Raw genomic sequence first — 26,654 nt, 5'->3', positions numbered from 1 at the left:
AGTTTCCGTCATGCGTGTACTGCTCGTGGGCGCCGGTGGTGTGGGCACCGCCGTCACCCGGATCGCGGCCCGCCGTCCGTTCTTCGACCTGATGGTGGTGGCCGACTACGACCCCGCCCGCGCGGAGGCGGCCGTCGCGGCCCTCGGCGCGGACGCGGACCGGTTCGTACCCGAGCGGGTCGACGCGGCCGACGAGGCGGCGGTCTCCGGCCTGCTCACCCGGCACGGCTGCGACGTGCTGCTGAACGCCACCGACCCCAGATTCGTGATGCCGCTGTTCCGGGCCGCCCGCGCGGCCGGGGCCACCTATGTCGACATGGCGATGTCGCTGTCCCGGCCGCACCCGGAGCGCCCGTACGAGGAGTGCGGGGTGAAGCTCGGCGACGAGCAGTTCGCGGCTGCCGCCGAATGGGAGCGGGCGGGCGCGCTGGCGCTGGTCGGCATGGGTGTGGAGCCCGGCTTGTCGGACGTGTTCGCCCGGTACGCGGCGGACGAGCTCTTCGACACCGTCGAGGAGATCGGCGTCCGCGACGGCGCGAACCTCACCGTGGACGGCTACGACTTCGCGCCCTCCTTCAGCATCTGGACCACGATCGAGGAGTGCCTGAACCCGCCGGTGGTCTTCGAGGAGGGGCGCGGCTGGTTCACCACCGAGCCGTTCAGCGAGCCGGAGGTGTTCGACTTCCCCGAGGGCATCGGCCCGGTGGAGTGCGTGAACGTCGAGCACGAGGAGGTGCTGCTGATACCGCGCTGGACGGACGCGCGGCGGGTCACCTTCAAGTACGGGCTGGGCCGCGAGTTCACCGACACGCTGCGCACACTGCACCAGCTGGGCCTGGACCGCACCGTTCCGGTGACCGTGCCGGGCCCGGACGGTCCGGTCGCGGTCTCGCCGCGGGACGTGGTGGCCGCCGGGCTGCCCGATCCGGCGACGCTGGGCGACCGGATGCGCGGCAAGACCTGCGCGGGCACCTGGGTGAAGGGCACCAAGGACGGGGCGCCGCGCGAGGTGTACCTCTACCACGTGGTCGACAACGAGTGGTCGATGGCCGAGTACGGCTCCCAGGCCGTGGTCTGGCAGACGGCCGTGAACCCGGTCGTCGCCCTCGAACTCCTCGCCACCGGCGCCTGGTCGGGCGCGGGCGTGCTGGGCCCGGAGGCCTTCCCCGCCCGTCCCTTCCTCGACCTGCTGACCGCCTACGGCTCCCCGTGGGGGCTGCGCGAGCAGTGACCGTCAGGCGGTCTTCGGCTTGCCCTTGGTGTAGAGCCAGGTGTGCAGCACCGGGGCGACCTTCTTGCCGGACTCCTTCTCGGCGAGCCGGGTGAACTGCTCGGTCGTGCCGTGGCCGTCGCGGTGCTGGGCGGCCCAGGCGCGCAGGATGCGGAGGAACGCGCGGTCGCCGACGGTCTTGCGCACCTGGTGCAGGGCCATCGCGCCCCGGTCGTAGACGGGGTCGCCGAAGATCTTGCCGCCGTCGCCGGGGGCGCCGGGCGGGTAGGCCCACAGCTTGTCCTTGGCGGAGCGGGCGTACAGGCCGTCGAAGGTCTTCTGGGCGCTGTCGCCGCCGTGCTGCTCCTCGTAGAGCCACTCGGTGTAGCTGGCGAAGCCCTCGTTGAGCCAGATGTCCTGCCACTTCGTCAGCGAGACGGAGTCGCCGAACCACTGGTGGGCACTCTCGTGCACGAGGGTGTCCAGGTCGGGCGCCGAGTCGTACACCGGCCGGGTCTGGGTCTCCAGGGCGTAGCCGACGTCCGGCGCGTGGTCGACGATCGAGCCGGCCGCGCGGTAGGGGTAGGGGCCGAACAGTCCGGCCTCCCACTTCAGCACCGAGGGCAGCTTCTTCATCACCCGGTCGGCGGCGCGGGCCTCCCTGGGGTCGACGGCGTCGTAGAGCTGGACGCCGCCGGGCAGGGTGCCACGCCGGACCGTGAAGGTGCCGATGGTGGCGGTGGCGAGATAGGCGGCCATCGGCTCGGCCTGGTGCCAGCGGAAGGTGGTGCGGCCGTGCGCGGTGCGCTGCTCGCGCAGCACACCGTTGGCGACGGCGGTACGGCCCTCGGGGACGGTGATGGTGAAGTCGTACGACGCCTTGTCCAGGGGGTGGTTGTTGGCCGGGAACCAGGTCATGGCGCCCTGCGGCTGGCCCGCGACGAAGGCGCCGTCGTCGGTGGGAATCCAGCCGTCGGCCGAGCCGTCCGGGTCGGTGACCGGCTTCGGGGTGCCCTTATAGCGGACGGTGACCTTGAACTCCTGGCCGTCGCGCAGGGTGCTCTTCGGGGTGACGACGAGTTCCTGGCCCTTGCGGGTGAAGCGGGCGTCCTCGCGGCCGACGCGCACGGAGGTGACCGTGAGGCCGCTGAGGTCCAGGTCGAACCGGCTGAGGCGCTGGGTGGCACGGGCGGTGAGGACGGCGGTGCCGTCCAGGTGCCGGCCGGCCGTGTCGTAGCCGAGCGTGAGGTCGTAGTGGCGTACGTGGTAGCCGCCGTTGCCGCTCAGCGGGAAGTACGGGTCGCCGGCGCCCGGTGCTCCGGTGGTGCCGGAGCCGAGCGGAGCGGCGGCGCCGAGGAGGGCGGCGACCGCGAGGGGGACCGTGGCGAGGACCGTCTCGCGCCGGAGGAGGGCGACGCGGCGTCGTGCGGCCGGGCGGCGGGAGGACCTCACGTGCGCTCCTTCGGGACGACGATGATCGCTCCGCCACAGACTAGGGTGCCGGACCCCCGGCTGTCCTGCGCTCCGGGGCGCCGCGCCGACGGGGTGCCGCCGGCCCAGAGGGCCCTCGGCACCCTGCCGGAGCGGGCCGGGGGCCCGCTCGCCCCGGCTCAGCCGGTCTGCCGGGCCGCGGCCCGGCCCGCCGCGCGCCCGGAGAACAGGCAGCCGCCGAGGAAGGTGCCCTCCAGCGCGTTGTACCCGTGCACCCCTCCCCCGCCGAAGCCGGCCACCTCGCCGGCCGCGTAGAGCCCCTCGACCGGGTTGCCGTCGGCGCCGAGGGCGCGGGAGTCGAGGTCGGTCTGGATGCCGCCCAGGGTCTTGCGGGTCAGCACGCGCAGCCGGACCCCGATCAGCGGACCCGCCTCGGGGTCCAGGATGCGGTGCGGGGCGGCGACCCTGCCCAGCCGGTCCCCGATGTAGCGGCGGGCGTTGCGGATGCCCTGGACCTGGGAGTCCTTGCTGTAGGGGTTGGCCATCTGGAGGTCGCGGGCCTCGATCTGCCGGCGCACCTCGGCCGGGTCGAGCAGAGCCTCGCCGGTGAGGCCGTTCATCCTGGCCACCAGCTCCTCCAGCGTGCCGGCGGTGACGAAGTCCTCGCCCTTGTCCACGAACGCCCGCACCGGCCCCGGGGCGCCCTTGCCCAGCACCCGGTCGCGGAGCACGGCCTTGCGGTCCTTGGCGGTGATGTCGGGGTTCTGCTCGGAGCCGGAGAGCGCGAACTCCTTCTCGATGATCTTCCGGGTGAGGACGAACCAGGAGTGGTCGTGGCCCGCGATGTCCTCGGTGGTGCGCAGATGGCGCAGGGTGCCGAGCGTGTCGTAGCCGGGCAGGCAGGGGTCGGGCAGGCGGCGGCCGCGCGCGTCGAGCCAGATGGAGGAGGGGCCGGGCAGGACGCGGATGCCGTGGCCGGGCCAGATCGGGTCCCAGTTGGCGAGGCCCTCGGTGTAGTGCCACATGCGGTCCCGGTTGACCAGGCGTACCCCGGCATCCGCGCTGATGTCGAGCATGCGGCCGTCGACGTAGGCGGGTACGCCGGTGACCATGTCGGCCGGGGGCGTGCCGAGCCGCTCGGGCCAGTAGCGGCGGACGATGTCGTGGTTGGCGCCGATGCCGCCGGTGGTGAGGACGACGGCCTGCGCGGTCAGCTCGAACTCCCCGGCCGCCTCCCGGCTGGAGGCCACACCGCGCGGCGAGTCGTCCGGGGCCAGCAGGGTGCCCCGCACTCCGCGCGCGGTGGTGCCGTCGATGAGCAGTTCGTCGACGCGGTGCCGGTGGTGGAAGGTCAGCAGCCCGTCCCGCGCCGCCTGCCGGGCGTACCGCACGAAGGGCTCGACCACGCCGGTACCGGTGCCCCAGGCGATGTGGAAGCGGGGTACGGAGTTGCCGTGGCCGTCGGCGCGCAGGTCGCCGCGCTCGGCCCAGCCGACGGTGGGCAGCAGCTCGATGCCGTGGCCGCGCAGCCAGGACCGCTTCTCCCCGGCCGCGAACTCGACGTACGCGCGGGCCCAGCGCACCGCCCAGGAGTCCTCGTCGTCGATCCGGTCGAAGCCGGCGCTGCCCCGCCAGTCGTTCCAGGCGAGGTCGAGGGAGTCCTTGACGCCGAGGCGGCGCTGTTCGGGCGAGTCGACCAGGAAGAGGCCGCCGAAGGACCAGAACGCCTGGCCGCCGAGGTTGGCGGCGTTCTCCTGGTCCAGCAGGGCCACCTTCCGGCCGCGGCTGGTGAGTTCGTGCGCCGCGACCAGGCCGGCCAGGCCCGCTCCCACGACTATGACATCCGCGTCCATGGAGTCCTCGTCCTTCCCTACAGCGTTCGTTCCGGGTCGCCGCTGCCGGACAGCAGGGGCGTGAGCAGGTGTTTCAGCCAGTCGCGGGCGGCCTCGACGTCCTTGTCCAGCAGGAGCTGGACGGTGACGCCGTCGTAGGCGGCGACGACCGCGCGGGCGGCCGCCTCCACTCCGCCCGGCGGATGGGCGGTGGCCTCGGCCCGCCGGAGCCGGTCGGCGACGGCCTCGCGCAGCCGGGCCCGGTGCCGGAGCAGGGTCTCGGCGACGGCCGGGTCGCGGGCGGCGTGCACCAGGAAGTCGGTCTTCACCAGCAGCCAGTCCACGTCGAGGAGGAGCACCTCGGCGACCCGGTCCACCCCGGCGGCCACGTCCAGCGCGGGTCCGTCCTGGGCGAGCGCCTCGGCGACCTGGGAGGCGATGAGGTCGGCTCGCTCCTGGTACAGGGCGAAGAACAGTTCGTCGAGCGTGGCGAAGTTGGAGTAGAAGGCTCCCCGGCTGTATCCGGCGGCCTCGCAGATCTCCTCGATGGAGACCCGCCCGAACCCCTTGGCCGCGAACACCGCGAAGGCGGCGGCCAGCAGTTCGGCCCGCGTCCGCGCCCGCCGCCTGGTCACCCGCGGCGTCTTCTCCTCGGCCGTCATCGCCCGCACCCCGCTTTCGATACAGGAACGTATCCGATACATCGATGTATCGGAAAGAGCCCCGCACGCGCGGGCCGCGTGAGAGGGCACTTCATGATCGATAGAACACATTTTCGATTCAGCGGTACGCTGGCCTCATGTCCACGCACCTCCAGAGTTCGCTGTTCGACCAGGCCGACGAGCTGAGCCTCGGCCCTCTCGACGGGCTGGAGCGGACCGTGCTGGGCTCCGGGGCCTGGATCGACGTGCTGCCGGGCTGGCTGAGCGGGGCCGACGCGCTGTTCGAACAGCTCGTCGCGGAGGTCCCCTGGCGGGCCGAGCAGCGCCGGATGTACGACAACGTGGTGTCCGTGCCGCGCCTGCTGTCCTTCTACCGCGACCGGGACCCCCTCCCCCATCCGGTGCTGGACGAGGCACGCGAGGTGCTCTCGGGGCACTACGGCCCGGAACTGGGCGAGCCCTTCGTCACGGCCGGGCTGTGCTACTACCGCGACGGCCGGGACAGCGTGGCGTGGCACGGCGACCGGATCGGGCGGGGCAGCCGGGAGGACACGATGGTCGCCATCCTCTCGGTCGGCGCCCCGCGCGATCTGCTGCTGCGTCCGGCGGGCGGTGGCGCGGTGGCCGTGCGCCGGCCGCTCGGGCACGGCGACCTGATCGTGATGGGCGGCTCCTGCCAGCGCACCTGGGAGCACTGCGTCCCCAAGTCGGCGCGGGCCACCGGGCCCCGGATCAGCATCCAGTTCCGACCTCGCGGAGTGCGCTGACCCCGGCATCTGGTTGGCTGGCCCCGGTCAGGTCACCGGCCGGAATCCGAGGGGAACATGCGGGCACAGGCAGAGCAAGTAGCGGACGGCGTCCACCTGGTGCGGGGGCACCACGTCAACTGGGTGATCCTGAAGGACGGTGAGGACGTCACGCTCATCGACACCGGCTACCCCAAGGACCGGCACGCGCTGCTCGACTCCCTCGCGGCCGTGGGCAGTTCACCCGAGGCGGTGACGGCCGTGCTGATCACCCACGCCCACAACGACCACCTGGGCTCGGCCGAGTACCTGCGCGACGCCCACGGCACGCCGGTGCTGCTGCACCCGGCCGAAGTGCCGCACGCCCGGCGGGACTTCCTCCAGCAGTGCTCGATCGGTGACGTGGCGCGCAACGCGTGGCGGCCCGGTGTGGTGCCGTGGGCGGTGCAGGTGATCAAGGCGGGCGGCACCGAGCACAACCCGGTGGCGAAGCCCGAGCCGTTCGAGTCCCGGGGCGCGCTCGATCTGCCGGGGCGGCCGGTACCCGTGCACACGCCGGGCCACACCGACGGGCACTGCGTCTACCACCTGCCCGAGGCGGGCGTCGTGATCTCCGGTGACGCCCTCATCACCGGGCACGCGACCTCCCGCGTGCGGGGACCGCAGATGCTGCACGGCTTCTTCCACCACGAGACGGACCAGGCCGTGACCTCGCTGGCGCTGATCGCCGACCTGGCGGGCGACGTGCTGCTGCCCGGACACGGCCCGCTGCACCGGGGCCCGGTGCGGGCCGCCGCCGAGCGGGCCCGCGACCGGGCGTCCTGACCGTCAGGCCGGGTCGTCGCCGGGCTCCGGCACGGCGGGCCGGTCCTGCGGGACGACGGCGACCGGGCTGCCGGCGTGGTGCAGCACCCCGTGCGCGACCGAACCGATCCGGGCGCCGACCGCCGTACGGCGCGCCCGGCGGCCCACCACGAGGAGCTGGGCCCGCGTGGCCTGCGAGACCAGCACCTGTCCGGCGCTCCCCATCTCGACGTGCTCGGCGACGGGCACGCCGGGGAACCGCTCCCGCCAGGGCCGCAGCGCGTCGGCCAGCGCCCGCTTCTCGTACGGTTCGAGGCCGCCCGCCTCGTCCAGCAGCTTGAGCGAGCCGGGGCTGTAGGCGAAGACGGGCGGCAGGGTCCAGGCGCGCACCGCGCGGAGGGTGGCGCCGCGGGAGGCCGCCGTCTCGAAGGCGAAACGCAGCGCGGCGGCGCTGTCCTCCGGGGTGCCGTGCTGGCCGACGACGATCTCCCGGCCGGCTGACTCGGCCTCCGGGCGGTCCCCGGCACGCACCAGGATCACCGGCCGGTCGGCCTCCGCGACGACCCGGAGGCCGACCGAGCCGAGCAGGAAGCCGACCACGGCTCCGTGCCCGCGGGTGCCGAGGACCAGCGCCTCGGCGTCCGCGCCGGCCGCGAGGAGCGCGTCCACCGCGTCGTCCTCGGTCAGCTCCAGGGTCGCGTCCAGGCCGGGGTGCCGTTCGGCGAGGGAGCCGACGGCACGGCCGAGGCCCGCCTCGGCCCAGCTCCGCTGGGTGTCCCGGTCGGCGGGCAGCTCCCCGACCTGCTCCCAGGCGTGCACCACGCGCAGCGCCAGCCCCCGGCGCACGGCCTCGCGGGCCGCCCAGTCCAGCGCGGCCAGGCTCTCCTCCGTACCGTCCACCCCTGCCGTGATCGGGCGTGTCATCCGTTGGGCCTCCTCGTCGTCCTGCCTGCTCCGTCCTCGCCATGACCCTGCCACAGCGGGCGGGTCCGTCCGCCACCCGGCGCCGGGAGCACACCGGGGCGAAGCGGTGCAAACACACATACGATGGGCGAGACCGTCCGCGCACCCGACCGCCCGGGGTGATAACGCATGGCAGAGCCGACCGACGGCGCCCGGACCGTCCTGCTGACCGTGGACGACGATCCGGGCGTGTCCCGCGCGGTCGCCCGCGACCTGCGGCGCCGCTACGGCGCGTCGTACCGCGTGGTGCGCGCGGAGTCCGGGCCGTCCGCGCTGGAGGCGCTGCGCGAGCTGAAGCTGCGCGGCGACTCCGTGGCGGTGCTGCTGGCGGACTACCGGATGCCGGTGATGAACGGCGTCGAGTTCCTGGAGCGCGCGATGGACGTCTTTCCGGGTGCGCGGCGGGTGCTGCTGACGGCGTACGCGGACACCGGGGCGGCCATCGACGCGATCAACGTGGTGGACCTGGACCACTATCTGCTCAAGCCCTGGGACCCGCCGGAGGAGAAGCTGTACCCGGTGGTGGACGACCTGCTGGCCGCCTGGCGGGCCGGGGACCACCGGCCGGTGCCGTTCATCAAGGTGGTGGGCCACCGCTGGTCGGCTCGGTCCTCGGAGGTGCGCGAGTTCCTGGCCCGCAACCAGGTCCCCTACCGCTGGTACTCGGTGGAGGACCCCGAGGGGCGGCGGCTGCTGGCGGCGGCCGGGCAGGACGGGCTGCGGCTGCCGCTGGTGATCACCCCCGACGGCCGGGTGCTGGTCGAGCCGGAGGCCCCGGAGCTGGCCGCGCGGGTCGGGCTGGCGACGACGCCGACGGCCGACTTCTACGACCTGGTGGTGATCGGCGGCGGCCCGGCCGGGCTCGGCTCGGCGGTGTACGGGGCCTCCGAGGGGCTGCGCACGGTGCTGGTGGAGCGTTCGGCGACGGGCGGCCAGGCCGGGCAGAGCTCCCGGATCGAGAACTACCTCGGCTTCCCCGACGGCGTCTCCGGCGCCCAGCTCACCGACCGCGCCCGCCGCCAGGCGACCCGGTTCGGCGCGGAGATCCTCACGGCGCGCGAGGTGACGGGACTCGAGGTCAACGGCGCGGCGCGGATCGTGCGGTTCGCGGACGGCTCCGCGATCGGCGCGCACAGTGTGATCCTGGCGACCGGGGTGCAGTACCGGCGGCTGACCGCCGACGGCTGCGCGGGGCTGACCGGCTGCGGGGTGTTCTACGGGTCGGCGCTGACCGAGGCGCCGTCCTGCCAGGGGCACGACGTGTTCGTCGTGGGCGGCGCCAACTCGGCCGGGCAGGCGGCGATGTACCTGTCCCGGTTCGCCAAGTCGGTGACGCTGCTGGTGCGCGGGGCCGACCTGGCAGCGTCCATGTCGCACTACCTGGTCCAGCAGATCACCGAGGCGCCGAACGTCGCGGTGCGCGCCCGCACGGAGGTGGAGGCGGCGCACGGCTCGGACCGGCTGGAGCGGCTGACCCTGCGCCGGGTGGACACGGGTGAGGCCGACCAGGTCGAGGCGCAGTGGATGTTCGTGTTCATCGGCGCCGCCCCGCTGACCGGCTGGCTGGACGGGACCGTGCGCCGGGACGGGCGGGGGTTCATCCTGGCCGGCCCGGACCTGACCGTGGACGGGCAGCTGCCGGCGGACTGGGAGCTGGAGCGGCCGCCGTACCACCTGGAGACCAGTGTGCCGGGCGTGTTCGTGGCGGGCGACGCGCGCGCAGAGTCGGCCAAGCGGGTCGCGTCCGCCGTAGGAGAGGGAGCCATGGCCGTGATGCTCGTCCACCGTTATCTGGAGCAGTCGTGAGCGGGCGCCAGCTGCCGTGCAGCCCGGGCGAGATCGGCAGCCTGTTCCTCTTCGAGCGGCTGTCGCCCGATCAGCTGGGGCGGTTGTGCCGCGAGGGCCGGGTGGAGCTGTTCGAACCGGGCCCGGTGTACACCGAGGGCGATCCGGCGACCTGCTTCTACGTGCTGATCGAGGGCGCCGTCGTCCTCTCGCGGCGGATCGGCGCCGAGGACGTGGAGGTGTCCCGGACCTCCCAGCGCGGGGTGTACGGCGGCGCGATGCAGGCGTATCTCGGGGACCGGGTGCGGCAGCTGTACAACAACTCGATGCGGGTGACGGAGCCCACCCGGTTCTTCGTGCTGCCCGCACCGGTGTTCGCGGAGATCATGCGGGCCTGGTTCCCGATGGCGGTACATCTGCTGGAGGGGCTGTTCTTCGGCTCCAAGAGCACGCAGGCGGCCATCGGCCAGCGCGAACGGCTGCTGGCCCTGGGCTCGTTGTCGGCGGGGCTCACCCATGAGCTGAACAACCCGGCGGCGGCCGCGGTGCGGGCCACCTCGGCCCTGCGGGAGCGGGTGGCGCGGATGCGGCACAAGCTGTCGCTGATCGCTGAGGGCCCGTTCTCCCGTGACGCGCTGGCGAGCCTGATCGAGATGCAGGAGCGCACCGCCGAACGGGTCGCCAAGGCACCGGCGCTCGGTCCGCTGGAGGCGGCCGACCGCGAGGACGCGCTCGCCGACTGGCTGACCGACCACGGCATCGAGGACGGCTGGCGGCTCGCGCCGGTGTTCGTGCAGGCCGGGCTGGACGCCGACTGGCTGGAGCGGGTGGCCTCCATGGTGGACCGGGAGATCCTGGGCGGCGCGGTGGGCTGGCTCAACTACACCATCGAGACCGAGCTGTTGATGAACGAGATCGAGGACGCCACGACCCGCGTCTCCCAACTGGTGGACGCCGCCAAGCAGTACACCCAGCTCGACCGGGCGCCGTTCCGCGTGGTCGACGTGCACGAACTCCTCGACAGCACCCTGCTGATGCTGTCCGGCAAGCTCGGCCCGCACATCGAGGTGGTGCGCGCCTACGACCGCACGCTGCCCTCGCTGCCGGGCTATCCGGCGGAGCTGAACCAGGTGTGGACCAACCTGATCGACAACGCGGTGTCCGCGATGACGCAGGACGGCGGCGGGGGCACGCTGACCGTGCGGACGGCGCGGGAGGGCGACTCGGCGCTGGTGGAGTTCGCGGACACCGGGCCCGGTGTGCCGCCGGAGATCCGGGAGCAGATCTTCGACCCGTTCTTCACCACCAAGCCGGTCGGCGCGGGCACCGGTCTCGGGCTGGACATCTCGCGGCGGATCGTCGTCGGCAAGCACCACGGCACCCTTCGGCTGGAGTCGGCCCCCGGCGACACCCGCTTCCAGGTCCGCCTCCCGCTGACCGCGGACACCACGTCCGGCGAAACCGACAGAGCCCAGGAGGGCGCATGAGTGAGGACACCGCGATCGACCCGTCCGTGCCGCCGAGCGGTACGGGGTGCGTGGAGTGCGAGAAGGCGGACAGCTGGTGGTTCCATCTGCGCCGCTGCGCGCGGTGCGGGCACATCGGGTGCTGTGACGACTCGCTGGGCAAGCACGCCACCGCGCACTACCAGGAGACCGGCCATCCGGTGCTGCGCAGCTTCGAGCCGGGCGAGACCTGGTTCTGGAACTACGCCACGGGGGAGCTGTACGAGTCCGGCCCCGCCCTGGCCCCGCCCGAGAGCCACCCGGCCGACCAGCCGGTGCCGGGCCCGGCCGGACGGGTCCCGGCCGACTGGGCCCGGTTGCTGAGCTGAACCCACGTCAGCGCCGGCAGTCCCGGCCCGGGGTGGCGACCGCCCCGGCGATGGCGCGCATGCCGTCGTCGTCGGGGTGGAGGTGGTCGCCGCTGTCCAGACCGGGGCGCAGCCGGGCGGGGTCGCGGGGGTCGCGCAGCGCGCGGTCGACGTCGGCGACGGCGTCGAAGCCCCCGCCGGTGCGCACCTGGTGGTTGACCTCCCGGCGCACCGCCTCGGCGTCGGAGTCCCACTGGGGCCAGCCCTTGAAGGGGGCGAGGGTGGCGCCGACCACGCACAGGCCCGCGGCGTGGGCCCTCTCGGTGATCTCCCGGTAGCCCGCGACGATCTCGTCCGCGCCGGCGCCGTGGCGCGCCTTGAGGTCGTTGACGCCCTCGTAGAGGATCACCGTGCGCACGCCGGGCTGGGAGAGGACGTCCCGCTCCAGCCGGCGCCCGGCGCTCTCGCCGCCGTCGTCGCCGGTGAGGACCCGGTTGCCGGATATCCCCGCGTTGGCCACGCCCGTGCCGTCCGCGCGCAGCCGCCGGGCGAGGTCGTCGGGCCAGCGCCGGTCGAGGCCGGGCGTGGACCCCCAGCCGTCGGTGATGGAGTCCCCGAGCGCGACGACCGCGCCGGCCCGGGGGTGCGCGGGGCGTACGGAGACGGCGTCGAGGTACCACCAGGAGCGGGTGACCGACGTCCAGCCGGTGTCGTCGTCGCCGCCCGGGTCGGCGTCCCGGCCGAGGTAGGAGGTGGTGAGGGCCAGTTGGTGGCCGGTGGCGGGCCCCCGCGCGTGCGGGGTGCGCAGGCTGACGGCGAGGCGGGCCCCGGCGGGGACGCGGCCGGGCAGCGGGTCGCTCCAGACGGCCCCGCCCGGAGGGACGGAGACGGTGTGCCTGCCGCCGAAGGTGAGCGCCCGGTTGCTGCGCGGCTCGAGGGCGGCGCCCTCGGCCTGGAGGCCCGCGTGGGCGGCGTCCACGGTGAGGGGGCGGTCCCCGTAGGCGTTGGACAGCCGGACGCGCAGGTCGCTCCCGCCCGCGCTGACCTTGACGATCAGCCGGTAGGCCCGGTCGGCGCCCTGTCCCACGCGTTGGGCGCCGGCGGCCCAGGTGACCACGCCGGAGCCGCGTACGGTGGCCCCGGTCGGCGGGGCGGCCCCCAGGGCGGGCGTCGCCTGACCGGTGAGGGTGAGCAGCAGGACGGCGGCCGCCCGGCAGGCTCTCCCCCGGCCGCTCACCCGGCCGGTTCCTTCGTCTGGCCCATGCCTGTGATGGTCCCGCCGTCTCCCGCGCCCCGCACCTCGGTACGTTCCGTGTCCGCCCGCGCACAAGGGCCCCGCCCCGCGCGGGTGCGGGACGGGGCCTTGTCGGAGCCGGTGCGCGTCAGTGGTTCGCCGGGGTGTTGGCGGCCTTGACGTTGACCGCGGCCCAGGCCCGGTCGACGGTCCGGTACTCGGTGCTCGTCGCGCCGTACAGGTCCCTGGCCGCGTTCAGCGTCGCCATCCGGGCGTCGTGGAAGTCGGTGGTGGAGACCATGTAGCGGGTCAGGGCACGGTAGAAGATGGCCGTGGCCTTGGTGCGGCCGATGCCCTTGACGGCGCCGCCGTCGTAGGTCGGGGAGTCGTAGGAGACACCGCCGATCTTCTTCTTGCCGCTGCCCTCGGCCAGGAGGTAGTACGCGTGCGAGGAGACACCGGAACCGGCGTGCACCTCGGTGTCGTACGTGGCCTTCGACCAGTAGTCGACCGTGCCCTCCAGCTTGTCCAGGGAGGGGTGGTCGAGGCGGCGCAGGAACGTCTGCTTCAGGCCCAGCTTCTCGCCCAGCAGGTAGTTCGGCGGGTTCTTCGCGTTGGCGGCGAAGAACTCCACGTTGGAGCCGAAGATGTCGGCGAGGGACTCGTTGAGCGAGCCCGGTTCGCCGTACTGGTTGCCGTCGCGGTCGACGTAGGTCGGCTCCAGCTTGGCGGTGGCGTCGACCACGCCGTGGGTCAGCTCGTGACCGGTGACGTCGAGGACGACCAGCGGCTTCTTGATCATGTCGTCGCCGTCGCCGTACAGCATGCAGCCGCAGGCCGGGTCCCAGAAGGCGTTGCCGACCCCGCGGCCCCAGTGGACCATCGCGCGGGCGGCCTTGCCGTTGTTGGCGATGCCGGACCGGTTGAAGGTCTTCTTGTAGAAGTCCAGGGTCTTGGTGATGCCGTACTGGGCGTCGGCGGCCGCGCTGTTGCGGTTGCTCGTGCTGCCGTTGCCCCAGACGTTGGCGGTACCCGTGATCGCGGTGCCGCCGCCGAAGGACTCGGTGTACTTGCCCTTGGCGTCCCGCGTCTCGGTGTTGTACCGGGTGGGGTCCTTGAGCTGGAAGTGGCCGCGCGAGGTCTGCGTGGTGGTCAGCGGAACGCTGCCCGCGAACAGCGTCTTGCCGGTGCCGCGCGCGGTCGCCGGGTAGCCCGAGGCGCCCGAGGTGATGCCCGCGAGGAGGCTCGGCGCGCTCTGGGCGGAGGTGGACGGGGTGACCGTCTCACCGCGCGCCCGCAGCGCCTTGCGGAGCGCCGGCGAGAGGAACTCGTCCGCGTCCGGGGTGTTGCTGCGGACTTCGCCGGTGACGGCGTCCACGACGACCGTGCGGGTGCCGCTCGCGCCGTCCAGGGCACTGCCGGTGACGGTGACCCGGTAGGCGAGCGCGGTCTCGCCGTCGCGCGCGTCGACGACGAGTTCGGCGGTGCCGGCGTCACCCTCGGCGGCGTCGGCCGCCTTGGCGGCTGCCTGCCTGGGGGTGATCCGGGCGTCGGAGGCGGTGGCCTGTACGGACTGGCCGGCCGCGGTGGTCACGCCCGTGTAGGCGAGCTGCCGGTCGAGGTGGACGACGAGGTCGCCGCCGAGCACCGGCATGCCGCTGTGGGCGCGCTGGAAGCGGACGTGACGGCCGCCCTCGGGGTCGAACATGACGTCCTGCACCCGGAGTTCGTCACCCGTGCCGACCCCGGAGGCGTCGGCGTGGGCGACGGCGGCCGCGCGTGCGGCGTTCACCACGGGGGCGGTCCGTGCGGCGGTCCGGACGCCTTCGGCGGCCTTGTGGGCCGTCGAGGGCGCGGGGCGGGCGAAGGCCGTGCCGGCCAGGCCCGTGGCCGCCGTCGCCACCGCGACGGCGACGGCCACACTGCGTATGTGCGGTCTGCGCACCAGGGGTTGTTCCTTCGTTCGACGGCGGCCGGACGCGCCGGCCCCCGTGACACATGGCGCCGTTGGGCGGCCATCGGGGCAGGCGGGTCGCGCCCCGAGGGTTCACCCTTTCGGATGAGTCATGGCCACGTAAAGAAGGAATGATCCATTTCGCTGCTCTCCGGGACAATCCTTTACCCAAAGGACACCCCGGAGTGATCGCCGCATGGCCGACTGTGTGTCGACTGGGGAGACGGGCCGTCAGTCCCCTAGGTTCCAGGCCGGAATGTGACGCATGTCGCGGCAACGGCGGTGTGGACGGGAGTGGTGGCCTGATGGTCTCGGCAACGGTGGGCAGGAGCGCGGTACTCGGGGCGGTGGCACTGGCGCTCCTCGTCGTCCCGGCACAGGCGGCGACCGGCGAGAAGGGCGCGGCGGCCGCGCTCCCCGCGCCCGACACGGCGGGCGTGGACGGGGCGCTGCGCACGGTCCGCGCCCAGGGCGCCCCGGCCGCGCTGGCCCGGATCGACGACCAGGGCCGCAGCCATCTGATCAGCCGGGGTGTCGCCGACCGGGGCACCGGCCGCGCGGCCAGCACCGCAGACCGGTTCCGCATCGGCAGCGTGACCAAGTCGTTCTCCTCGGTCGTCCTGCTCCAACTGGCCGACGAGGGCAAGCTGGACCTGGACGCCCCGGTGAACCGGTACCTGCCGAAACTGCTGCCGAGCGACGCCATCACCGTGCGGCACGTGCTGAGCCACCGCAGCGGGCTGTACGACTACACCAACGACATGTTCGCCCAGAGCGTCTCCGGCTTCGAGGCCGTGCGCGCGAAGGTGTTCACCTACCCCCAACTGGTCGCGCTCTCCCTGAAGAAGCCGCGCGTCAACGCCCCCGGCGCGGCGTACTCGTACTCCAACACCAACTTCGTGGTCGCGGGCATGCTCATCGAGAAGCTCACCGGACGCCCGGTCAAGGAGGCGTACCAGAACCGGATCATGGGCCCGCTCAAGCTGCGGGACACCTTCTACGTCCACCCCGACACCAGGATTCCCGGCCGGTTCGCGCGCGGCTATCTGACCCCGGACCGGTCCGGCGACCCGCTGGTCGACGCGACCGAGCAGACCGTGTCCTGGGCGCAGAGCGCGGGCGCCGTCATCTCGACCGCCAAGGACCTCAACACCTTCTACGCGGCACTGCTCGGCGGCAAGCTGCTCTCCGCCGCCCGGCTCGCCCAGATGGAGCGCTTCACCAAGGTCGACGCGACCACCGCGTACGGCCTCGGCCTGCGCCGCCGGGACCTGTCCTGCGGGGTGTCGGTGTACGGGCACACGGGCGCGGTGCAGGGCTACTACACCTACGCGTTCGCCACGAAGGACGGCAAGCGGGCGCTGACGGCGGTGGCCACCACCTCCAACAACGGCAAGGTCCTCAACGCGCTGGCGGGCGCCCTGGAGCCGGCGTTCTGCGGCAAGAGCGCCAAGCAGCGGCGCGGCCCGGCGCTGGTGGAGCGCAACGCGGACATCGCCCCGGCCGCGGCGCGCTGAAGTCCCCGTCCCGGACGGCCCGTCCCTCGCGTGATCTTGGCGGAACGGGTCCGTCCGGGACACCATGCGCTCATGAAGGGTGACCTCTTTTCCAGTGAGCACATGGTCCGTCCGGCCGTCGAGCCGGGGATGGCGACAGAGAACGGCAAGTGCGTCAGGTACGTGGTGGACGGTGAGATGCTCGCCCGCCAGGGCGCGATGATCGCGCACCGGGGCAGTCTCCAGTTCGAGCGCAAGGGCCAGGGCGTGGGCGGCATGCTCAAGCGCGCGGTGACCGGCGAGGGGCTCCCGCTGATGTCGGTGCGCGGGCGGGGCGAGGCGTGGTTCGCGCACGAGGCCCAGAACTGCTTCATCGTCGAGGTGGAGCCCGGCGACCAGTTCACCGTCAACGGCCGCAACGTGCTGTGTTTCGACGCCTCGCTGTCCTATGAGATCAAGACCGTGAAGGGCTCCGGCATCGCGGGCGGCGGCCTGTTCAACAGCGTCTTCAGCGGGCACGGCAGACTCGGCCTGATGTGCGAGGGCAACCCGCTGGTGATCCCGGTCTCCGAGCAGGCGCCGGTGTACGTCGACACGGACGCCGTGGTGGGCTGGACCGCGAACCTGCGCACCTCGCTGCACCGCTCGCAGTCCATAGGGTCGATGCTGCGCGGCGGTTCGGGCGAAGCCGTCCAGCTGATGCTCCAGGGCGAGGGCGTCGTGGTGGTCCGGCCCAGCGAGGCCACCCCGCAGAAGGCCCAACAGCACTGATTCCGTACGGGGGTTCCCCGCGCCACTCGGAGTGATCCGCGTCGCACGGGCAACCCCCGTCGCCGTGCCCGCGTCTTGCCCCACGACCGACCACGCCCCGGCCCCCGGTGGACCGGGGCGATTCGCCCACGTGCTATACGCGCCGCGTATACACGTGGTGTATAGAAGGGTTCACATGTACGGCAAGGCTTTCGCCCCGGAGTACCAGGGCGCCCTGACCACCCTGTCCGTCAATTCCTCGCTGACCGAGGTGCTCGCCGAGGGGCTGGAGCGGCTGCGTGAGGCCGAGCGGGCCGGGCACCCCGCGGAGGTGGCCCGCTGCGGTCTCGCGGTGGCCGAGGCACACCGGCGGCTCGGCAGCACCGCGGAGGCCGACCGCGCGTGGAAGGCGAGTTACCGCGCCGCCCGTACGGCCGGGGACACCGGGGCGATGGCGTGGGCGCTGTGGAGCGGCGGCACGCTGGCCCGGCAGCGGGGGGCGTTCCCGCTGGCCTGGCGGTTGCTGGGGCTGGCGGCCGAACTCGGCGAGCGCGGCGGTGATGTGGTCGTCCGGGGGTACTCGCTGGCGGGGCTCGCGGAGACCGGCCGCATCCAGGGCGACTACGCGGCCGTGGGCCGGCTGCACGAACAGCTGCTGGCCGAGGCCCGCAAGCGCGGGGAGGCCCGGCACACGGTGTGGGCGCTGGAGGGCATCGCCCAGATGCACCGCAACACCGGTGACTTCGACCGGGCGTACGCGCTGTTCGAGGAGGCGGCGGAGATAGCCGAGCGCGCCGACGACCGGCGCGGCCACGCCTGGGCCCTGCGCGGGCTCGCGGACATCCTCTCGGCGCGGGACGGGGACACCGGCCGGGCCCTGGAGCTGCTGTCGCGGGCGGAGGCGACCTGCCGGGAGATGAACCTGTCCAGCGCGCTCGCCTACAACCACAAGATGCGCGGCAACGTCTGCTACCGCGCCGGGCGTTACGAGGAGGCGCGGGACCTGTACGGCCTGGCGCTGTCCGAGTTCCGCACGATGGACGAACCCCGTGGCGAGGCCCTGTCCCGGCTGGGTCTGGCCAAGTCCCTGGCCCGGCTGGGCCGGGACCCTGAGGAGACGGCGGCCGAACTGGCCGAGCTGGCCCTGGTGCTGGAGCGCTCGGGGCTGCGGCACGCGCGGGAGATGGTGGCGCGGGCGCAGGCCGAGTTCGTGCCCGAGGCGGAGGGTGCCCGGTGACGGCGGTGTTCCGCGCGGAGCGGATCCCGGCGACGCGAGTCCTCTCCGAGTCAGCCGGGTTGGTGCGGCCCGCGTTGCGGGAGGCGGTCACCGGACTGCACCCGTGGCTGGCCGAGATGGCCGCCTACTCCTTCGGCTGGCAGGAGGGCGCGGAGGCCGGCGGCAAGGGGGTGCGGCAGGCGCTGGCGGTGCTCGGGGCGCGGGCCGCCGGCGCGGATGCCGGGGCGGGGGTGCCGGGCGCGGTCGCGGTGGAGCTGGTGCACGCCTTCTCGCTGCTGCACGACGACATCATGGACGGCGACGCCACCCGGCGCGGCCGCCCGGCGCTGTGGAAGGCGTACGGCACGGGTCCCGCCGTCCTCGCCGGGGACGCCCTGTTCGCGCTGGCCGTCGGCGTTCTGGCCGATGTCCCCGGTGGGGTGCGGCTGCTCTCGGGCGCGCTGGCCGACGTCATGCGGGGGCAGGCCGACGACCTGCTGTTCGCCGCACGGCCCTGGACGGGCCCGGAAGCGGTGACGCCCGAGGAGTACCGGGTGATGGCGGAGGGCAAGACGGGTGCGCTGCTGGGCTGTTCGCTCGCGCTCGGCGCGCTGCTGGGCGGGGCTCCGCGCCCGGTCGTCGCGGCGCTGGACCGGGCCGGGCGGCACGCGGGGGTCGCTTTCCAGCTCGCGGACGACGTGCTGGGCATCTGGGGCCGCGCCGAGGTCACCGGCAAGCCGGTGGGCGGCGACCTGCGCGAGGGCAGGAGGACGTACCCGGTTCTGGCCGCGCTCGCCGCCCCCGAGGGCGCCCGGCTGCCCGGCCTGCTGCGCGGGCACCGTACGGCGGAGGCGGCGGCGCTGATCGAGGCGGCGGGCGGCCGTGCCGCGGCCCTGGCGGAGGCTCGGGCCCACATGGCCGCCGCTCGTACGGTGCTCGACGGGCTGCCGCTGGAGCCGGGCGCGGCGGCCGAGCTGGGCGCCCTGCTGGACACGCTCGCCCACCGCGAGCGCTGAGGGAGCGGGTGGCGACTGCGGCCAAACATCGCCTATCGGGCCATATAGGCTGCCATCGGCGCCCGGCCGGCCGGGTGGCCGCACCACCGAGCCCCCGTACGCAGGAGAGCCATCCGTGACCCTGGCCATCGACCCCACCGAGACGACTGCCGCCGCTCCGGCACCCCTGTCCGACCTGGTGGCGCGTGACGCCCGCGAGTTCGGGGTGTACGCGCGCACCGGCGGCTGGGCCTTCGCGCTGATGGTGGCGCGCAGTGTGCGGCCGGGCGGACAGGCGGCCGGGGAGACCCCGAAGGTCTCCGCGAAGGAGTTCGCGGAGCTGGCGGAGTGCTCCCCGGAGCGGGTCATGCGCTACTACCGGGCGTGGGACCGGGCCGCCGACGACGGCCTGGTCCCGCAGTTCGAGACGCTGGAGCCGGGCCAGGACGTCCAACTCCCCGACTCCGACGCCTGGTTGAGCTACTACTCCGCCCGTAGCAGCGCCACCTCCGAGCGCGGCACGGCCATCGCGGAGGCCGCCGAGGCCGAGGGCATCCGGCCGACCAAGGCGCTGGAGGTGGCCGAGAACCCGACCGCGCTGCGCGCCGCCATCCTGGCCGACCCCTCCACGGCCCGCGCGGCCCGCTCCGCCCTGCTGGACCGGATCAGGGAGGACCCGGAGCTCCAGGCCGAGCTGGCGCGGGACGTGGTGCGCACCGACGATCTGAAGAAGGCCGTCGCCACCGAGAGCCGCGCCGCCGACAAGATCGGTTACGTCCGGCAGATCGCGGAGTCCGGGCAGATCAGGACCCCGGCGGGGCAGACCGTCGAGGCCCCCGCCGAACTGCGCGAGGAGGCCGAGCGCCATCTGTCGCTGATCGACGGGCTGGAGGACGACGAGGACACCGGCGAGTGGGCGGTGGAGGCGTACGACACGCTGAAGACGCTGGTCGCCGACACCGTCGAGGCCGACCCCGAACTCCGGGTGCGGGAGCGGCGCACCAAGTTCTACGGCAGCCTCCAGAAGGCGACCCGCGCCTTCGAGGAGCTGACCTTCGACGACGCCGGGGACTTCTACGAGGACGACATGGTCCGCCGCCTGGAGGAGCTGCAGCAGGCCATCGGCTCCTGCCTCACCGCGCTGCGCGGCGCTGCGGGAGTAAGGCCCTAGGGACGCGCGGCGGGGGCATGAGTACCGGTACTCATGCCCCCGCGGGCCCGGCGGCCGGACGATGGGGCGACCGACACCGCCAGCCCCAGGAGCCCGCCGTGACCGCAGTCCACCCCGCCCGGCCGACCGTCCGCCGCACGGTGCCGCCCGTCGTGTTCGCGGGGGTGGCGGCCGTGGGCCTGGCCGTCTCCGCGTGGGGCGCGCGGGACCGCACGACGTGGTTCCTGGAGACCTTCTGGGTGCTGATCGGGCTGCCCCTGGTGGTGGTCCTGTGGCGGCGCTTCCCGCTCACCGGGCTGCTGTGCGGTCTGCTCGCCGCGCACGCCCTGGTGCTGGCGGCCGGCGGCCACTACACGTACGCGCAGGTGCCGGCGGGCGACTGGGTGCGGGACGCCCTGCACCTGAGCCGCAATCCGTACGACCGGTTCGGGCATCTGATGCAGGGCTTCGTCCCGGCGATCCTGGTCCGGGAACTGCTCACCCGTACCTCGCCGCTGCGCGGCAGCCGCTGGCTGGCCCCGCTGACGGTGTGCGCCTGCCTGGCCTTCAGTGCCTACTTCGAGCTGCTGGAGTGGCTGGCCGCCGTGATCGGCGGGCACGGAGCCGACGCCTTCCTCGCGACCCAGGGCGATGTGTGGGACACCCAGTGGGACATGTTCTGCGCCCTGGTCGGCTCCGTGCTCTCCCTGCTGCTGCTCAGCCGGGTCCACGACCGCTCGCTGGCGGCCCTCGCGGCCCGTACCGGGCGTTAGCGGTCCTCGGGGTCGGAGTGCCGCCAACGGGCCCATATCGGCAGGCCGTACCAGCAGACCAGGTACCAGCAGACGACGGCGCCGACCAGCCACGGCACATAGCCGTCGTGGGTGGCCACCCGGAGGATCAGCAGCAACGAGCAGGTCATGGTGGCCAGCAGCAGCACCAGGCCGACGAAGGTCAGCCTCCCCGCGAGCCGTACCGCCTCCGGCTTCACCCGGCGCCCGGAGACCAGGCGGTGCAGTGACACCGGACCGATCAGGGCGCCGGTCGCACAGGCCCCCAGGACCACGGTGACGATGTAGATGATCTGGTCGGTGCTGGAGAGCTGGCCGTACTTGGGCTGGAAGACCACCGTCAGCAGGAAGCCGAACAGGATCTGCACCCCGGTCTGCGCGACACGTACCTCCTGGATCAGTTCGCCCCACTTGCGGTCGGCCCGCTCTTCCCTGGTCTCGTCCCGCCCCCTGTGCGGTGCCTCCTCGGTCATGCGGTGCAATTAACCGCGCAAACGTTCTTTCAAACCGATCACTTGATCGGCCCAACTGTGCTCGTTCACTCGAAGTAGTGGCCCTGGTCCAGATCGGCGAGGAGTCCGGGCCCGGTGGGCCGCCACCCGAGCCGTTCGCGGGTCGTGGCGCTGGAGGTGGGGTTGTCCACCCCGGCGAACCGGCCGAGGAACCCGAAGTGCTCCCCCGCCCGCTCCGGGGGGACGCTCACCACGGGCAGTTCCAGGTGGCGGCCGATGACCTCCGCGATCTCCCGGAACGGCACGCCCTCGTCGGCGGCCGCGTGCCACCGGGTACCGGCCGGGGCCTGCTCCAGCACCAGCCGGAACAGCCGGGCGGCGTCGAGCCGGTGGACACCGGGCCAGCGGTTGGCACCGTCCCCGACCTGGGCGACGACGCCCTTCTCGCGGGCGATGCGGATGAGGTGCGGCACGAAGCCCTGATCGCCCGGCCCGTGCACGGAGGGCGCGAGCCGCACCACCGATCCGCGCACGCCCCGCTCCGCCAGCGCGACGGCGGCCTCCTCCGACGGGGTCCGGTGGGTGCCCGGCGCGGGCGCGTCGGCCTCGGTGACGAGGCGGCCCGCCGGGGCGATGGCGGTGCCGGAGGTGACGACGAGCGGCCGGCCGGAGCCCGCCAGGACGGCGCCCATCGCCTCGATGGCCCGCAGGTCGGTGGCGCCGGCCGCGTCGAAGTCGACGAAGTCGTGGATGAAGGCCAGGTGGATCACGCCGTCGGCGCCGTCCGCCGCGCGGGCCAGGCCCTCGGGGTCGTCCAGGCTGCCCCGGAACACCTCGGCGCCCGCCTCCTTCAGTGCGGCGGCGCCGTCGTCCGACCGGGCGAGGCCGACGACCTCGTGCCCGGCGCCGATCAGTTCGGGTACCACCGCGGAGCCGATGAACCCGGTGGCACCGGTGACGAAAACACGCATGGTGAAGCTCTCCTAGGATGGTCGGTGGAAGTGCCTCCATCGTCGGCCGGACGGAACCCGCGCGTCCAAGGCTTGTTCCGCATGGCGCAATACGTTCCGGGCATCACCGCTGGTGCGAGGGCCGTACGCTGGAGAGCATGTCCGACTTCGCGGATCTCGATCTCCGGCTGGTCCGGTACTTCACGGTCGTCGCCGAGCACCGGCACTTCGGCCGCGCGGCCACCGCCCTGCACATCACCCAGCCCTCGCTCAGCCGTCAGGTCCGGCGGCTGGAGCGGGAGCTCGGCGTCGAGCTGCTGGACCGCACCCCGCAGGGCACCCGGCTCACCGGGGCCGGTGAGGTCTTCCTGCCCCGCGCCAGGGCACTGCTGCGGGCCGCGCACGAGGCGGCGACGGAGGCGCGGGCGGCCGCCGAACCCTGCCGGATCACCGTCGGCTACACGACCGGCGTGCTGGTCACCCCCGCCGTGCGGGAGATGCGGCGCAGGTTCCCGGACGCGGACGTGCGGGCCGCGCACGTGCGCTGGCACGAGGCGCGCGAGGCGCTGCTCGGCCACCGGGTGGACGCGCTGGTGGCGCGGCTGCCGTTTGCCACCGACGGGCTGCGCGTGAGCGTGCTCTACGACGAGCCGCGCGTGGTGGTGGTCCCCCTCGACCACCGGCTGGCGGGCAAGGAGTCGGTGACGCTGGACGACATCGCGGACGAGCCCCTGCCCCGCGTCCCGGACCCGCTGTGGGACGCGTTCTGGCGGATCGACCCGCGCCCGGACGGACGGCCCGCGCCGGACGGGCCGCTCATCGGGGACATCGAGGACAAGTTCGAACTGGTCGCGTCCGGGCAGGCGTTGGCGATCGCTGCGGCCGCACCGGGAATGCCGGCGCGACCGGATCTGGCCGCGATCCCGCTGCACGGTGTCGAGCCGTGCCATGTCGCGCTCGCCACCCGCGCGGGCGACAACGGCCGCCTGCTCGCCGCCTTCCGCCGCTGCGCGGAGTCCCTGCTGACCGGCGCTCAGGTGTAGGTCAGGGCGTCAACTGCGCCTGGACGAGCGGCCCGTAGCGGTCGGCCACCTCGTCCGGGCCGCTCTCGCGCAGGTGGGGGCCGCGGGCGATGCCGTACATGACGCCGACCCCGATGAGCGCGGCGACGGCCAGTTCGGCGCGCAGCCCGGCGTCGGGGCCGGTGAGCCGGGCGGCCAGGCGGTCGGTGACCTGGGCGCGGAAGTTGGCGCGCAGGATGTCGCCGTGGTCGCCGTGCAGCGGGGCGAAGGCGATGCGCAGCAGCGGGTCGGCGCCCCGGTCGCGCTGGCTGGCCAGGACATGCCGGACCATGTGCCGCCCGAGGCCGGCGAGGGGGGCGTCGAGGAGGTCGTCGGCGTCGGTGTCGAAGGACATGACGCGGGCGAACAGGGCGTCCTTGTTGCCGAAGTACTTCACCACCAGCGGCGGGCTGACCCCGGCCCGCTCCGCGACGGCCTTGAGGGTGATGTCGGCGTGCGCGTGCCGGGCCAGCAGGTGCCGGGCGGCCCTGAGGATGACCTCCTTGGTCGCCTCGGCGTCCCGGCGCGCGGGGGCCGGCGCGGTGGTCACGCCTCCTCCAGGGCACGAGCCCCCGCGGTGGCGCCCTCGGCACGGGGGGTGTCGTCGGGGGCGCCGTCTCCGGGGATGGTGAGTGCGGCCGCGCAGGCGGCGAGCGCGACGGCGCCGGCCATGGCGAAGGCCATCAGATACCCGTGCAGCGTGGGCACCGGAAGCCCGCCGACTAGGCTGGTGTGGTGGACCAGTACGGCGGTGACGGCGGCGCTGGAGACGGCCTGGCCGATGGTCCGCATCAGGACGTTGACTCCGTTGGCGGACGCGGTCTGCGCGGCCGGTACCGCGCGCAGGATCAGGGTGGGCAGCGCGGAGTAGGCGAGGGTGGTTCCGGTGGCCACCACGGTCGCCCCGAGGATGATCATCCACAGGTCGCGGCTGTCGGCGATGCGCAGCGCGTAGCCGCAGGCGATGACCGCGGCACCGAGGGCGAGGGTGATCCGGGGCCCGCGCCGGGCTGAGATCCGGGCGGACAGCGGCGAGAAGAGCAGCATGGTCACGCCGCCGGGCAGCAGACAGAGTCCGGTGGCGACGATGGACAGCCCGAGCCCGTAGCCGCTGGCCACGGGCGCCTGGACGAGCTGGGCGGTGACGAGCGAGTTGGCGTAGAACGCGAAGCCGGTGAGCAGGGCCGCCACATGGGACAGGCCCACCCTCGGCCGGGTCACCAGCCGCAGGTCCACCAGCGGCCGGGCGGTCCGCAGTTGCTGGCGCCACCACAGGGCGAGCACCACGGCGAAGGCGGCGAACAGGCCGAGGACGGCGGGGCTGGTCCAGCCCCACTGGCCGCCCTGGGAGACGGCGAGCAGCAGGGACACCAGCGCGACGGCCAGGCCCAGCGCGCCGACCACGTCGAACCGGCCGGGCTCGCGCACCGGCGACTCCCGGACCGCCCACCAGGTGGCCGCGACCCCGAGCGCGCCCAGGGCGCTGGTCAGCCAGAACATGGTGTGCCAGTCGGCGTACTGCACGACGAGCGCGGCCAGCGGCAGGCCGAGGGCGGCGCCGATGCCGACGGTGGAACTCATCAGCGCGACCGCCGACCCCCGCCGCTGGGGCGGGAGTTCGTCGCGCAGGATGCTGATGGACAGCGGGACGACGGAGGCGGCGGCGCCCTGGAGGGCGCGGGCGGTGATGAGCACGGCGATGTCGGAGGACAGCGCGCACATCACCGAGCCGACGGTCATCAGGGCGAGCGCGGAGGTCAGCACCCGGCGCTTGCCGTACATGTCACCGGCGCGGCCGAGGACCGGGGTGAGCACGGCGCCGGAGAGCAGGGTGGCGGTGACCATCCAGGAGACGGCGGCCGGCGAGGATCCGGTGAGCCGGGGCAGGTCAGGCAGGAGCGGGACGACGACAGTCTGCATGACCGCCATGAGGATGCCGCCCGACGCCAGCACGGGGATGGTGAGGCGCTCCCGCAGCCGGGGCGGCGCCGTGACGGCGCCGGACGGCTCGGGTATGGGGGCGGAGGGGTCCATCGACGCTCCTGCGGGGGAATGTGCTGACTGGTGAATAGCCATTCACTCTATCCGGTGAATGGCTATTCACCAACCGGTGTCCCGCGCCTGAGCCGGGGCGGAGGGGGTCAGCGGGAGCGGCCGGGAGTGCGCGCGGCGTGCAGGGCGCGGGCGGCGCGGGGGCCGAGCCAGCGCTTGAGCCGGCGCAGTGGTTCGAGCTGTCCGGCCGCTTTGTCGAGGCCGTAGTAGAGCTGGGGCGGCACGTACGGCAGCAGCGGGGAGTGGCGCTGGCCGAGCAGGGCGAACATCCGGTGCGGGGGCAGTTCGATGTAGCGGGGCAGGCTCTCGTACCAGCGGGCGCTGTAGCGGGCGGCGCTCTGCGCGGACAGCAGCTCGGATCGGCGGCGCTTCTCGTAGGCGGCGAGGGCGTCGGGCAGAGCGGGGTGCTCGCCGAGGGCGGTGGCCAGGCACATGGCGTCCTCCAGGGCGAGGGTGGTGCCCGCGCCGATGGAGTAGTGGGTGGTGTGGGCGGCGTCGCCGAGCAGGACGAGGCCGTCGTGGTGCCAGGTGCGGTTGGTGAGGGTGCGGAAGTTCAGCCAGGGGACGCTGATGCCGTCGGACGCGCGGCCGATGAGGGGATGGCCGTCGAGGAGTCCGGCGAAGAGGTCCTCCAGCAGGGCGAGCCCGTCGCCGTCGCCGGCGCTGTGCAGGCCGAGGCCGGTGAGGGTCTCGGGTGAGCACTCGATGACGCAGGTGCTGTGCCCGGCGTCGTAGGGGTAGCCGTAGGCCCAGATCCAGCCGTGCGCGGTCTCGACGAAGGCGAAGGTGAAGGCGTCGAAGACCTTGGTGGTGCCGAGCCAGAGGAAGTGGTTGCGGCCGTGGGTGACGTGGGTGCCGAACGCGTCCGCGTACCGGGTGCGCAGGGCGCTGCCGATGCCGTCGGCCGCCACCACCAGGTCGGCCCCGGCCGGGGGTTCGGTGATCTCGCTCGTGAACTCCAGCCGTACGCCCAGGGTCCGGGCGCGTTCGGCGAGCAGTTCGAGGAGGCGGTGGCGGCCGATCCCAAAACCCTGGTCGCCCGGCTGACGGGTGATCAGGTTCCGCACATGGGCGACGCCTTCGTGCCAGTGGACCGAGTCGCGGGCGATGGCGTCCGCCGACTCGGGGTCGTGGGCGCGCAGCCGGTCCATCAGGCCCTGCCAGTAGGTGACGCCCCAGCCGTACGTGGAGCCCTCGGGGGCGCGTTCATGGACGGTGATGTCGTGGGACGGGTTCTGCCGCTTGAGCAGGATGGCGAGGTACAGGCCGGCTGGCCCGCCCCCGACGCAGACGACCTTCACACGCAC

The 26,654-nt window shown here is 73.6% G+C and carries 24 protein-coding genes; 13 read left to right on the top strand and 11 right to left on the bottom strand.

The annotated features are described in order from the left end of the window. Positions 1 to 10 precede the first annotated feature (10 nt). The gene (locus tag EV284_RS20040; protein ID WP_130336015.1) at positions 11 to 1,231 is read left to right on the top strand and encodes a saccharopine dehydrogenase C-terminal domain-containing protein; all 1,221 of its coding nucleotides are present in this window, start codon (positions 11 to 13) and stop codon (positions 1,229 to 1,231) included. A 3-nt stretch (positions 1,232 to 1,234) separates the two neighbouring features. Here the strand turns inward: EV284_RS20040 and EV284_RS20035 are convergent, their stop codons facing one another. From EV284_RS20035 to EV284_RS20025, 3 genes are all read right to left on the bottom strand, one after another. After that, a complete protein-coding gene (locus tag EV284_RS20035) occupies positions 1,235 to 2,662 on the bottom strand; it encodes a M1 family metallopeptidase (RefSeq protein WP_130336013.1) in 1,428 nt (475 codons plus the stop codon). A gap of 158 nt (positions 2,663 to 2,820) precedes the next feature. Next, positions 2,821 to 4,494 (bottom strand): FAD-binding dehydrogenase, encoded by a 1,674-nt coding sequence (locus EV284_RS20030; protein WP_130336011.1) that lies wholly within the window; start codon positions 4,492 to 4,494, stop codon positions 2,821 to 2,823. Positions 4,495 to 4,511: 17 nt separating this feature from the next. Then, the gene (locus EV284_RS20025) at positions 4,512 to 5,135 is read right to left on the bottom strand and encodes a TetR/AcrR family transcriptional regulator (protein ID WP_130336009.1); all 624 of its coding nucleotides are present in this window, start codon (positions 5,133 to 5,135) and stop codon (positions 4,512 to 4,514) included. A gap of 137 nt (positions 5,136 to 5,272) precedes the next feature. Between EV284_RS20025 and EV284_RS20020 the strand changes: the two genes are divergently transcribed. Beyond that, entirely contained in the window at positions 5,273 to 5,902 is a 630-nt protein-coding gene (locus tag EV284_RS20020; protein WP_130336007.1) for an alpha-ketoglutarate-dependent dioxygenase AlkB, read from the top strand. 57 nt (positions 5,903 to 5,959) lie between these two features. Continuing rightward, entirely contained in the window at positions 5,960 to 6,706 is a 747-nt protein-coding gene (locus EV284_RS20015) for an MBL fold metallo-hydrolase (RefSeq protein WP_130336005.1), read from the top strand. Between the two features lie 3 nt (positions 6,707 to 6,709). Here the strand turns inward: EV284_RS20015 and EV284_RS20010 are convergent, their stop codons facing one another. Next, entirely contained in the window at positions 6,710 to 7,609 is a 900-nt protein-coding gene (locus EV284_RS20010) for a universal stress protein (protein ID WP_130336003.1), read from the bottom strand. Positions 7,610 to 7,777: 168 nt separating this feature from the next. Here EV284_RS20010 and EV284_RS20005 point away from each other — a divergent pair, with 168 nt between their 5' ends. Genes EV284_RS20005 through EV284_RS19995 form a run of 3 tightly spaced genes read left to right on the top strand, consistent with a single transcriptional unit; the run spans position 7,778 to position 11,267 of the window. After that, complete coding sequence (locus EV284_RS20005) at positions 7,778 to 9,454, top strand: FAD-dependent oxidoreductase (RefSeq protein ID WP_130336001.1); 1,677 nt, start codon at positions 7,778 to 7,780, stop codon at positions 9,452 to 9,454. Further along, positions 9,451 to 10,920: an ATP-binding protein gene (locus EV284_RS33565; RefSeq protein ID WP_130335999.1), complete on the top strand. Its 1,470-nt coding sequence runs from the start codon at positions 9,451 to 9,453 to the stop codon at positions 10,918 to 10,920. Before EV284_RS20005 ends, EV284_RS33565 begins: the two co-directional genes overlap by 4 nt. Then, a complete protein-coding gene (locus EV284_RS19995; RefSeq protein WP_130335997.1) occupies positions 10,917 to 11,267 on the top strand; it encodes a UBP-type zinc finger domain-containing protein in 351 nt (116 codons plus the stop codon). The genes EV284_RS33565 and EV284_RS19995 overlap by 4 nt, the downstream gene beginning before the upstream one ends. A 7-nt stretch (positions 11,268 to 11,274) precedes the next feature. Here EV284_RS19995 and EV284_RS19990 read toward each other — a convergent pair whose 3' ends face one another. Beyond that, positions 11,275 to 12,483 carry an SGNH/GDSL hydrolase family protein gene (locus EV284_RS19990; RefSeq protein WP_130335995.1) on the bottom strand — a complete coding sequence of 403 codons (1,209 nt, stop codon included), beginning with the start codon at positions 12,481 to 12,483 and terminating at the stop codon, positions 11,275 to 11,277. Positions 12,484 to 12,628: 145 nt separating this feature from the next. Next, a complete protein-coding gene (locus EV284_RS19985; protein ID WP_130335993.1) occupies positions 12,629 to 14,425 on the bottom strand; it encodes a M4 family metallopeptidase in 1,797 nt (598 codons plus the stop codon). 314 nt (positions 14,426 to 14,739) lie between these two features. Here EV284_RS19985 and EV284_RS19980 point away from each other — a divergent pair, with 314 nt between their 5' ends. The 6 genes from EV284_RS19980 (at position 14,740) to EV284_RS19955 (ending at position 20,814) form a co-directional block, all read left to right on the top strand. After that, positions 14,740 to 15,951 carry a serine hydrolase domain-containing protein gene (locus tag EV284_RS19980; protein WP_130335991.1) on the top strand — a complete coding sequence of 404 codons (1,212 nt, stop codon included), beginning with the start codon at positions 14,740 to 14,742 and terminating at the stop codon, positions 15,949 to 15,951. 72 nt (positions 15,952 to 16,023) lie between these two features. Continuing rightward, entirely contained in the window at positions 16,024 to 16,701 is a 678-nt protein-coding gene (locus EV284_RS19975) for an AIM24 family protein (RefSeq protein WP_130335989.1), read from the top strand. Positions 16,702 to 16,876: 175 nt separating this feature from the next. Beyond that, on the top strand, positions 16,877 to 17,917 hold the full coding sequence (locus tag EV284_RS19970) for a tetratricopeptide repeat protein (protein ID WP_130335987.1): 1,041 nt from the start codon (positions 16,877 to 16,879) through the stop codon (positions 17,915 to 17,917). A 5-nt stretch (positions 17,918 to 17,922) separates the two neighbouring features. Next, a complete protein-coding gene (locus tag EV284_RS19965) occupies positions 17,923 to 18,912 on the top strand; it encodes a polyprenyl synthetase family protein (RefSeq protein ID WP_242625762.1) in 990 nt (329 codons plus the stop codon). Positions 18,913 to 19,027: 115 nt separating this feature from the next. Further along, a complete protein-coding gene (locus tag EV284_RS19960) occupies positions 19,028 to 20,062 on the top strand; it encodes a hypothetical protein (protein ID WP_130335985.1) in 1,035 nt (344 codons plus the stop codon). Between the two features lie 140 nt (positions 20,063 to 20,202). Beyond that, positions 20,203 to 20,814: a DUF2238 domain-containing protein gene (locus EV284_RS19955; protein ID WP_130336500.1), complete on the top strand. Its 612-nt coding sequence runs from the start codon at positions 20,203 to 20,205 to the stop codon at positions 20,812 to 20,814. Here the strand turns inward: EV284_RS19955 and EV284_RS19950 are convergent. Together EV284_RS19950 and EV284_RS19945 are read right to left on the bottom strand one after the other, a co-directional pair. Next, positions 20,811 to 21,305, bottom strand: coding sequence for a DUF6328 family protein (locus EV284_RS19950; RefSeq protein ID WP_130335983.1), 495 nt, complete (start codon positions 21,303 to 21,305; stop codon positions 20,811 to 20,813). The genes EV284_RS19955 and EV284_RS19950 overlap by 4 nt on opposite strands. Positions 21,306 to 21,370: 65 nt before the next feature. Next, positions 21,371 to 22,255, bottom strand: a complete 885-nt coding sequence (locus EV284_RS19945) for an SDR family oxidoreductase (protein ID WP_130335981.1) — start codon at positions 22,253 to 22,255, stop codon at positions 21,371 to 21,373. A 137-nt stretch (positions 22,256 to 22,392) separates the two neighbouring features. Here EV284_RS19945 and EV284_RS19940 point away from each other — a divergent pair, with 137 nt between their 5' ends. Next, a complete protein-coding gene (locus EV284_RS19940; RefSeq protein ID WP_130335979.1) occupies positions 22,393 to 23,277 on the top strand; it encodes a LysR family transcriptional regulator in 885 nt (294 codons plus the stop codon). Position 23,278: 1 nt separating this feature from the next. Here EV284_RS19940 and EV284_RS19935 read toward each other — a convergent pair whose 3' ends face one another. The 3 genes from EV284_RS19935 to EV284_RS19925 all read right to left on the bottom strand — a co-directional run bounded on the left by EV284_RS19935 (position 23,279) and on the right by EV284_RS19925 (position 26,648). Beyond that, on the bottom strand, positions 23,279 to 23,845 hold the full coding sequence (locus EV284_RS19935; RefSeq protein ID WP_130335977.1) for a TetR family transcriptional regulator: 567 nt from the start codon (positions 23,843 to 23,845) through the stop codon (positions 23,279 to 23,281). Then, entirely contained in the window at positions 23,842 to 25,329 is a 1,488-nt protein-coding gene (locus tag EV284_RS19930; RefSeq protein WP_130335975.1) for an MFS transporter, read from the bottom strand. Before EV284_RS19930 ends, EV284_RS19935 begins: the two co-directional genes overlap by 4 nt. Before the next feature lie 107 nt (positions 25,330 to 25,436). Beyond that, the gene (locus EV284_RS19925) at positions 25,437 to 26,648 is read right to left on the bottom strand and encodes an FAD-dependent monooxygenase (RefSeq protein WP_207229096.1); all 1,212 of its coding nucleotides are present in this window, start codon (positions 26,646 to 26,648) and stop codon (positions 25,437 to 25,439) included. Positions 26,649 to 26,654 lie beyond the last annotated feature (6 nt).

This window comes from Streptomyces sp. BK022 (assembly GCF_004217355.1).
Lineage (GTDB): Bacteria > Actinomycetota > Actinomycetes > Streptomycetales > Streptomycetaceae > Streptomyces > Streptomyces griseoluteus.
This window is presented reverse-complemented; position numbering and strand designations above follow the sequence as displayed.

Excerpts from the sequence above, each read along its gene's own strand:
- EV284_RS20015 (WP_130336005.1), top strand. The coding sequence starts at position 5,960 with ATGCGGGCACAGGCAGAGCAAGTAGCGGACGGCGTCCACCTGGTGCGG.
- EV284_RS19980 (WP_130335991.1), top strand. The coding sequence starts at position 14,740 with ATGGTCTCGGCAACGGTGGGCAGGAGCGCGGTACTCGGGGCGGTGGCA.
- EV284_RS20005 (WP_130336001.1), top strand. The coding sequence starts at position 7,778 with ATGGCAGAGCCGACCGACGGCGCCCGGACCGTCCTGCTGACCGTGGAC.
- EV284_RS19970 (WP_130335987.1), top strand. The coding sequence starts at position 16,877 with ATGTACGGCAAGGCTTTCGCCCCGGAGTACCAGGGCGCCCTGACCACC.
- EV284_RS20030 (WP_130336011.1), bottom strand. The coding sequence starts at position 4,494 with ATGGACGCGGATGTCATAGTCGTGGGAGCGGGCCTGGCCGGCCTGGTC.
- EV284_RS19945 (WP_130335981.1), bottom strand. The coding sequence starts at position 22,255 with ATGCGTGTTTTCGTCACCGGTGCCACCGGGTTCATCGGCTCCGCGGTG.
- EV284_RS19995 (WP_130335997.1), top strand. The coding sequence starts at position 10,917 with ATGAGTGAGGACACCGCGATCGACCCGTCCGTGCCGCCGAGCGGTACG.
- EV284_RS20010 (WP_130336003.1), bottom strand. The coding sequence starts at position 7,609 with ATGACACGCCCGATCACGGCAGGGGTGGACGGTACGGAGGAGAGCCTG.
- EV284_RS19930 (WP_130335975.1), bottom strand. The coding sequence starts at position 25,329 with ATGGACCCCTCCGCCCCCATACCCGAGCCGTCCGGCGCCGTCACGGCG.
- EV284_RS20020 (WP_130336007.1), top strand. The coding sequence starts at position 5,273 with ATGTCCACGCACCTCCAGAGTTCGCTGTTCGACCAGGCCGACGAGCTG.
- EV284_RS20025 (WP_130336009.1), bottom strand. The coding sequence starts at position 5,135 with ATGACGGCCGAGGAGAAGACGCCGCGGGTGACCAGGCGGCGGGCGCGG.
- EV284_RS20040 (WP_130336015.1), top strand. The coding sequence starts at position 11 with ATGCGTGTACTGCTCGTGGGCGCCGGTGGTGTGGGCACCGCCGTCACC.
- EV284_RS19975 (WP_130335989.1), top strand. The coding sequence starts at position 16,024 with ATGAAGGGTGACCTCTTTTCCAGTGAGCACATGGTCCGTCCGGCCGTC.
- EV284_RS19950 (WP_130335983.1), bottom strand. The coding sequence starts at position 21,305 with ATGACCGAGGAGGCACCGCACAGGGGGCGGGACGAGACCAGGGAAGAG.
- EV284_RS19940 (WP_130335979.1), top strand. The coding sequence starts at position 22,393 with ATGTCCGACTTCGCGGATCTCGATCTCCGGCTGGTCCGGTACTTCACG.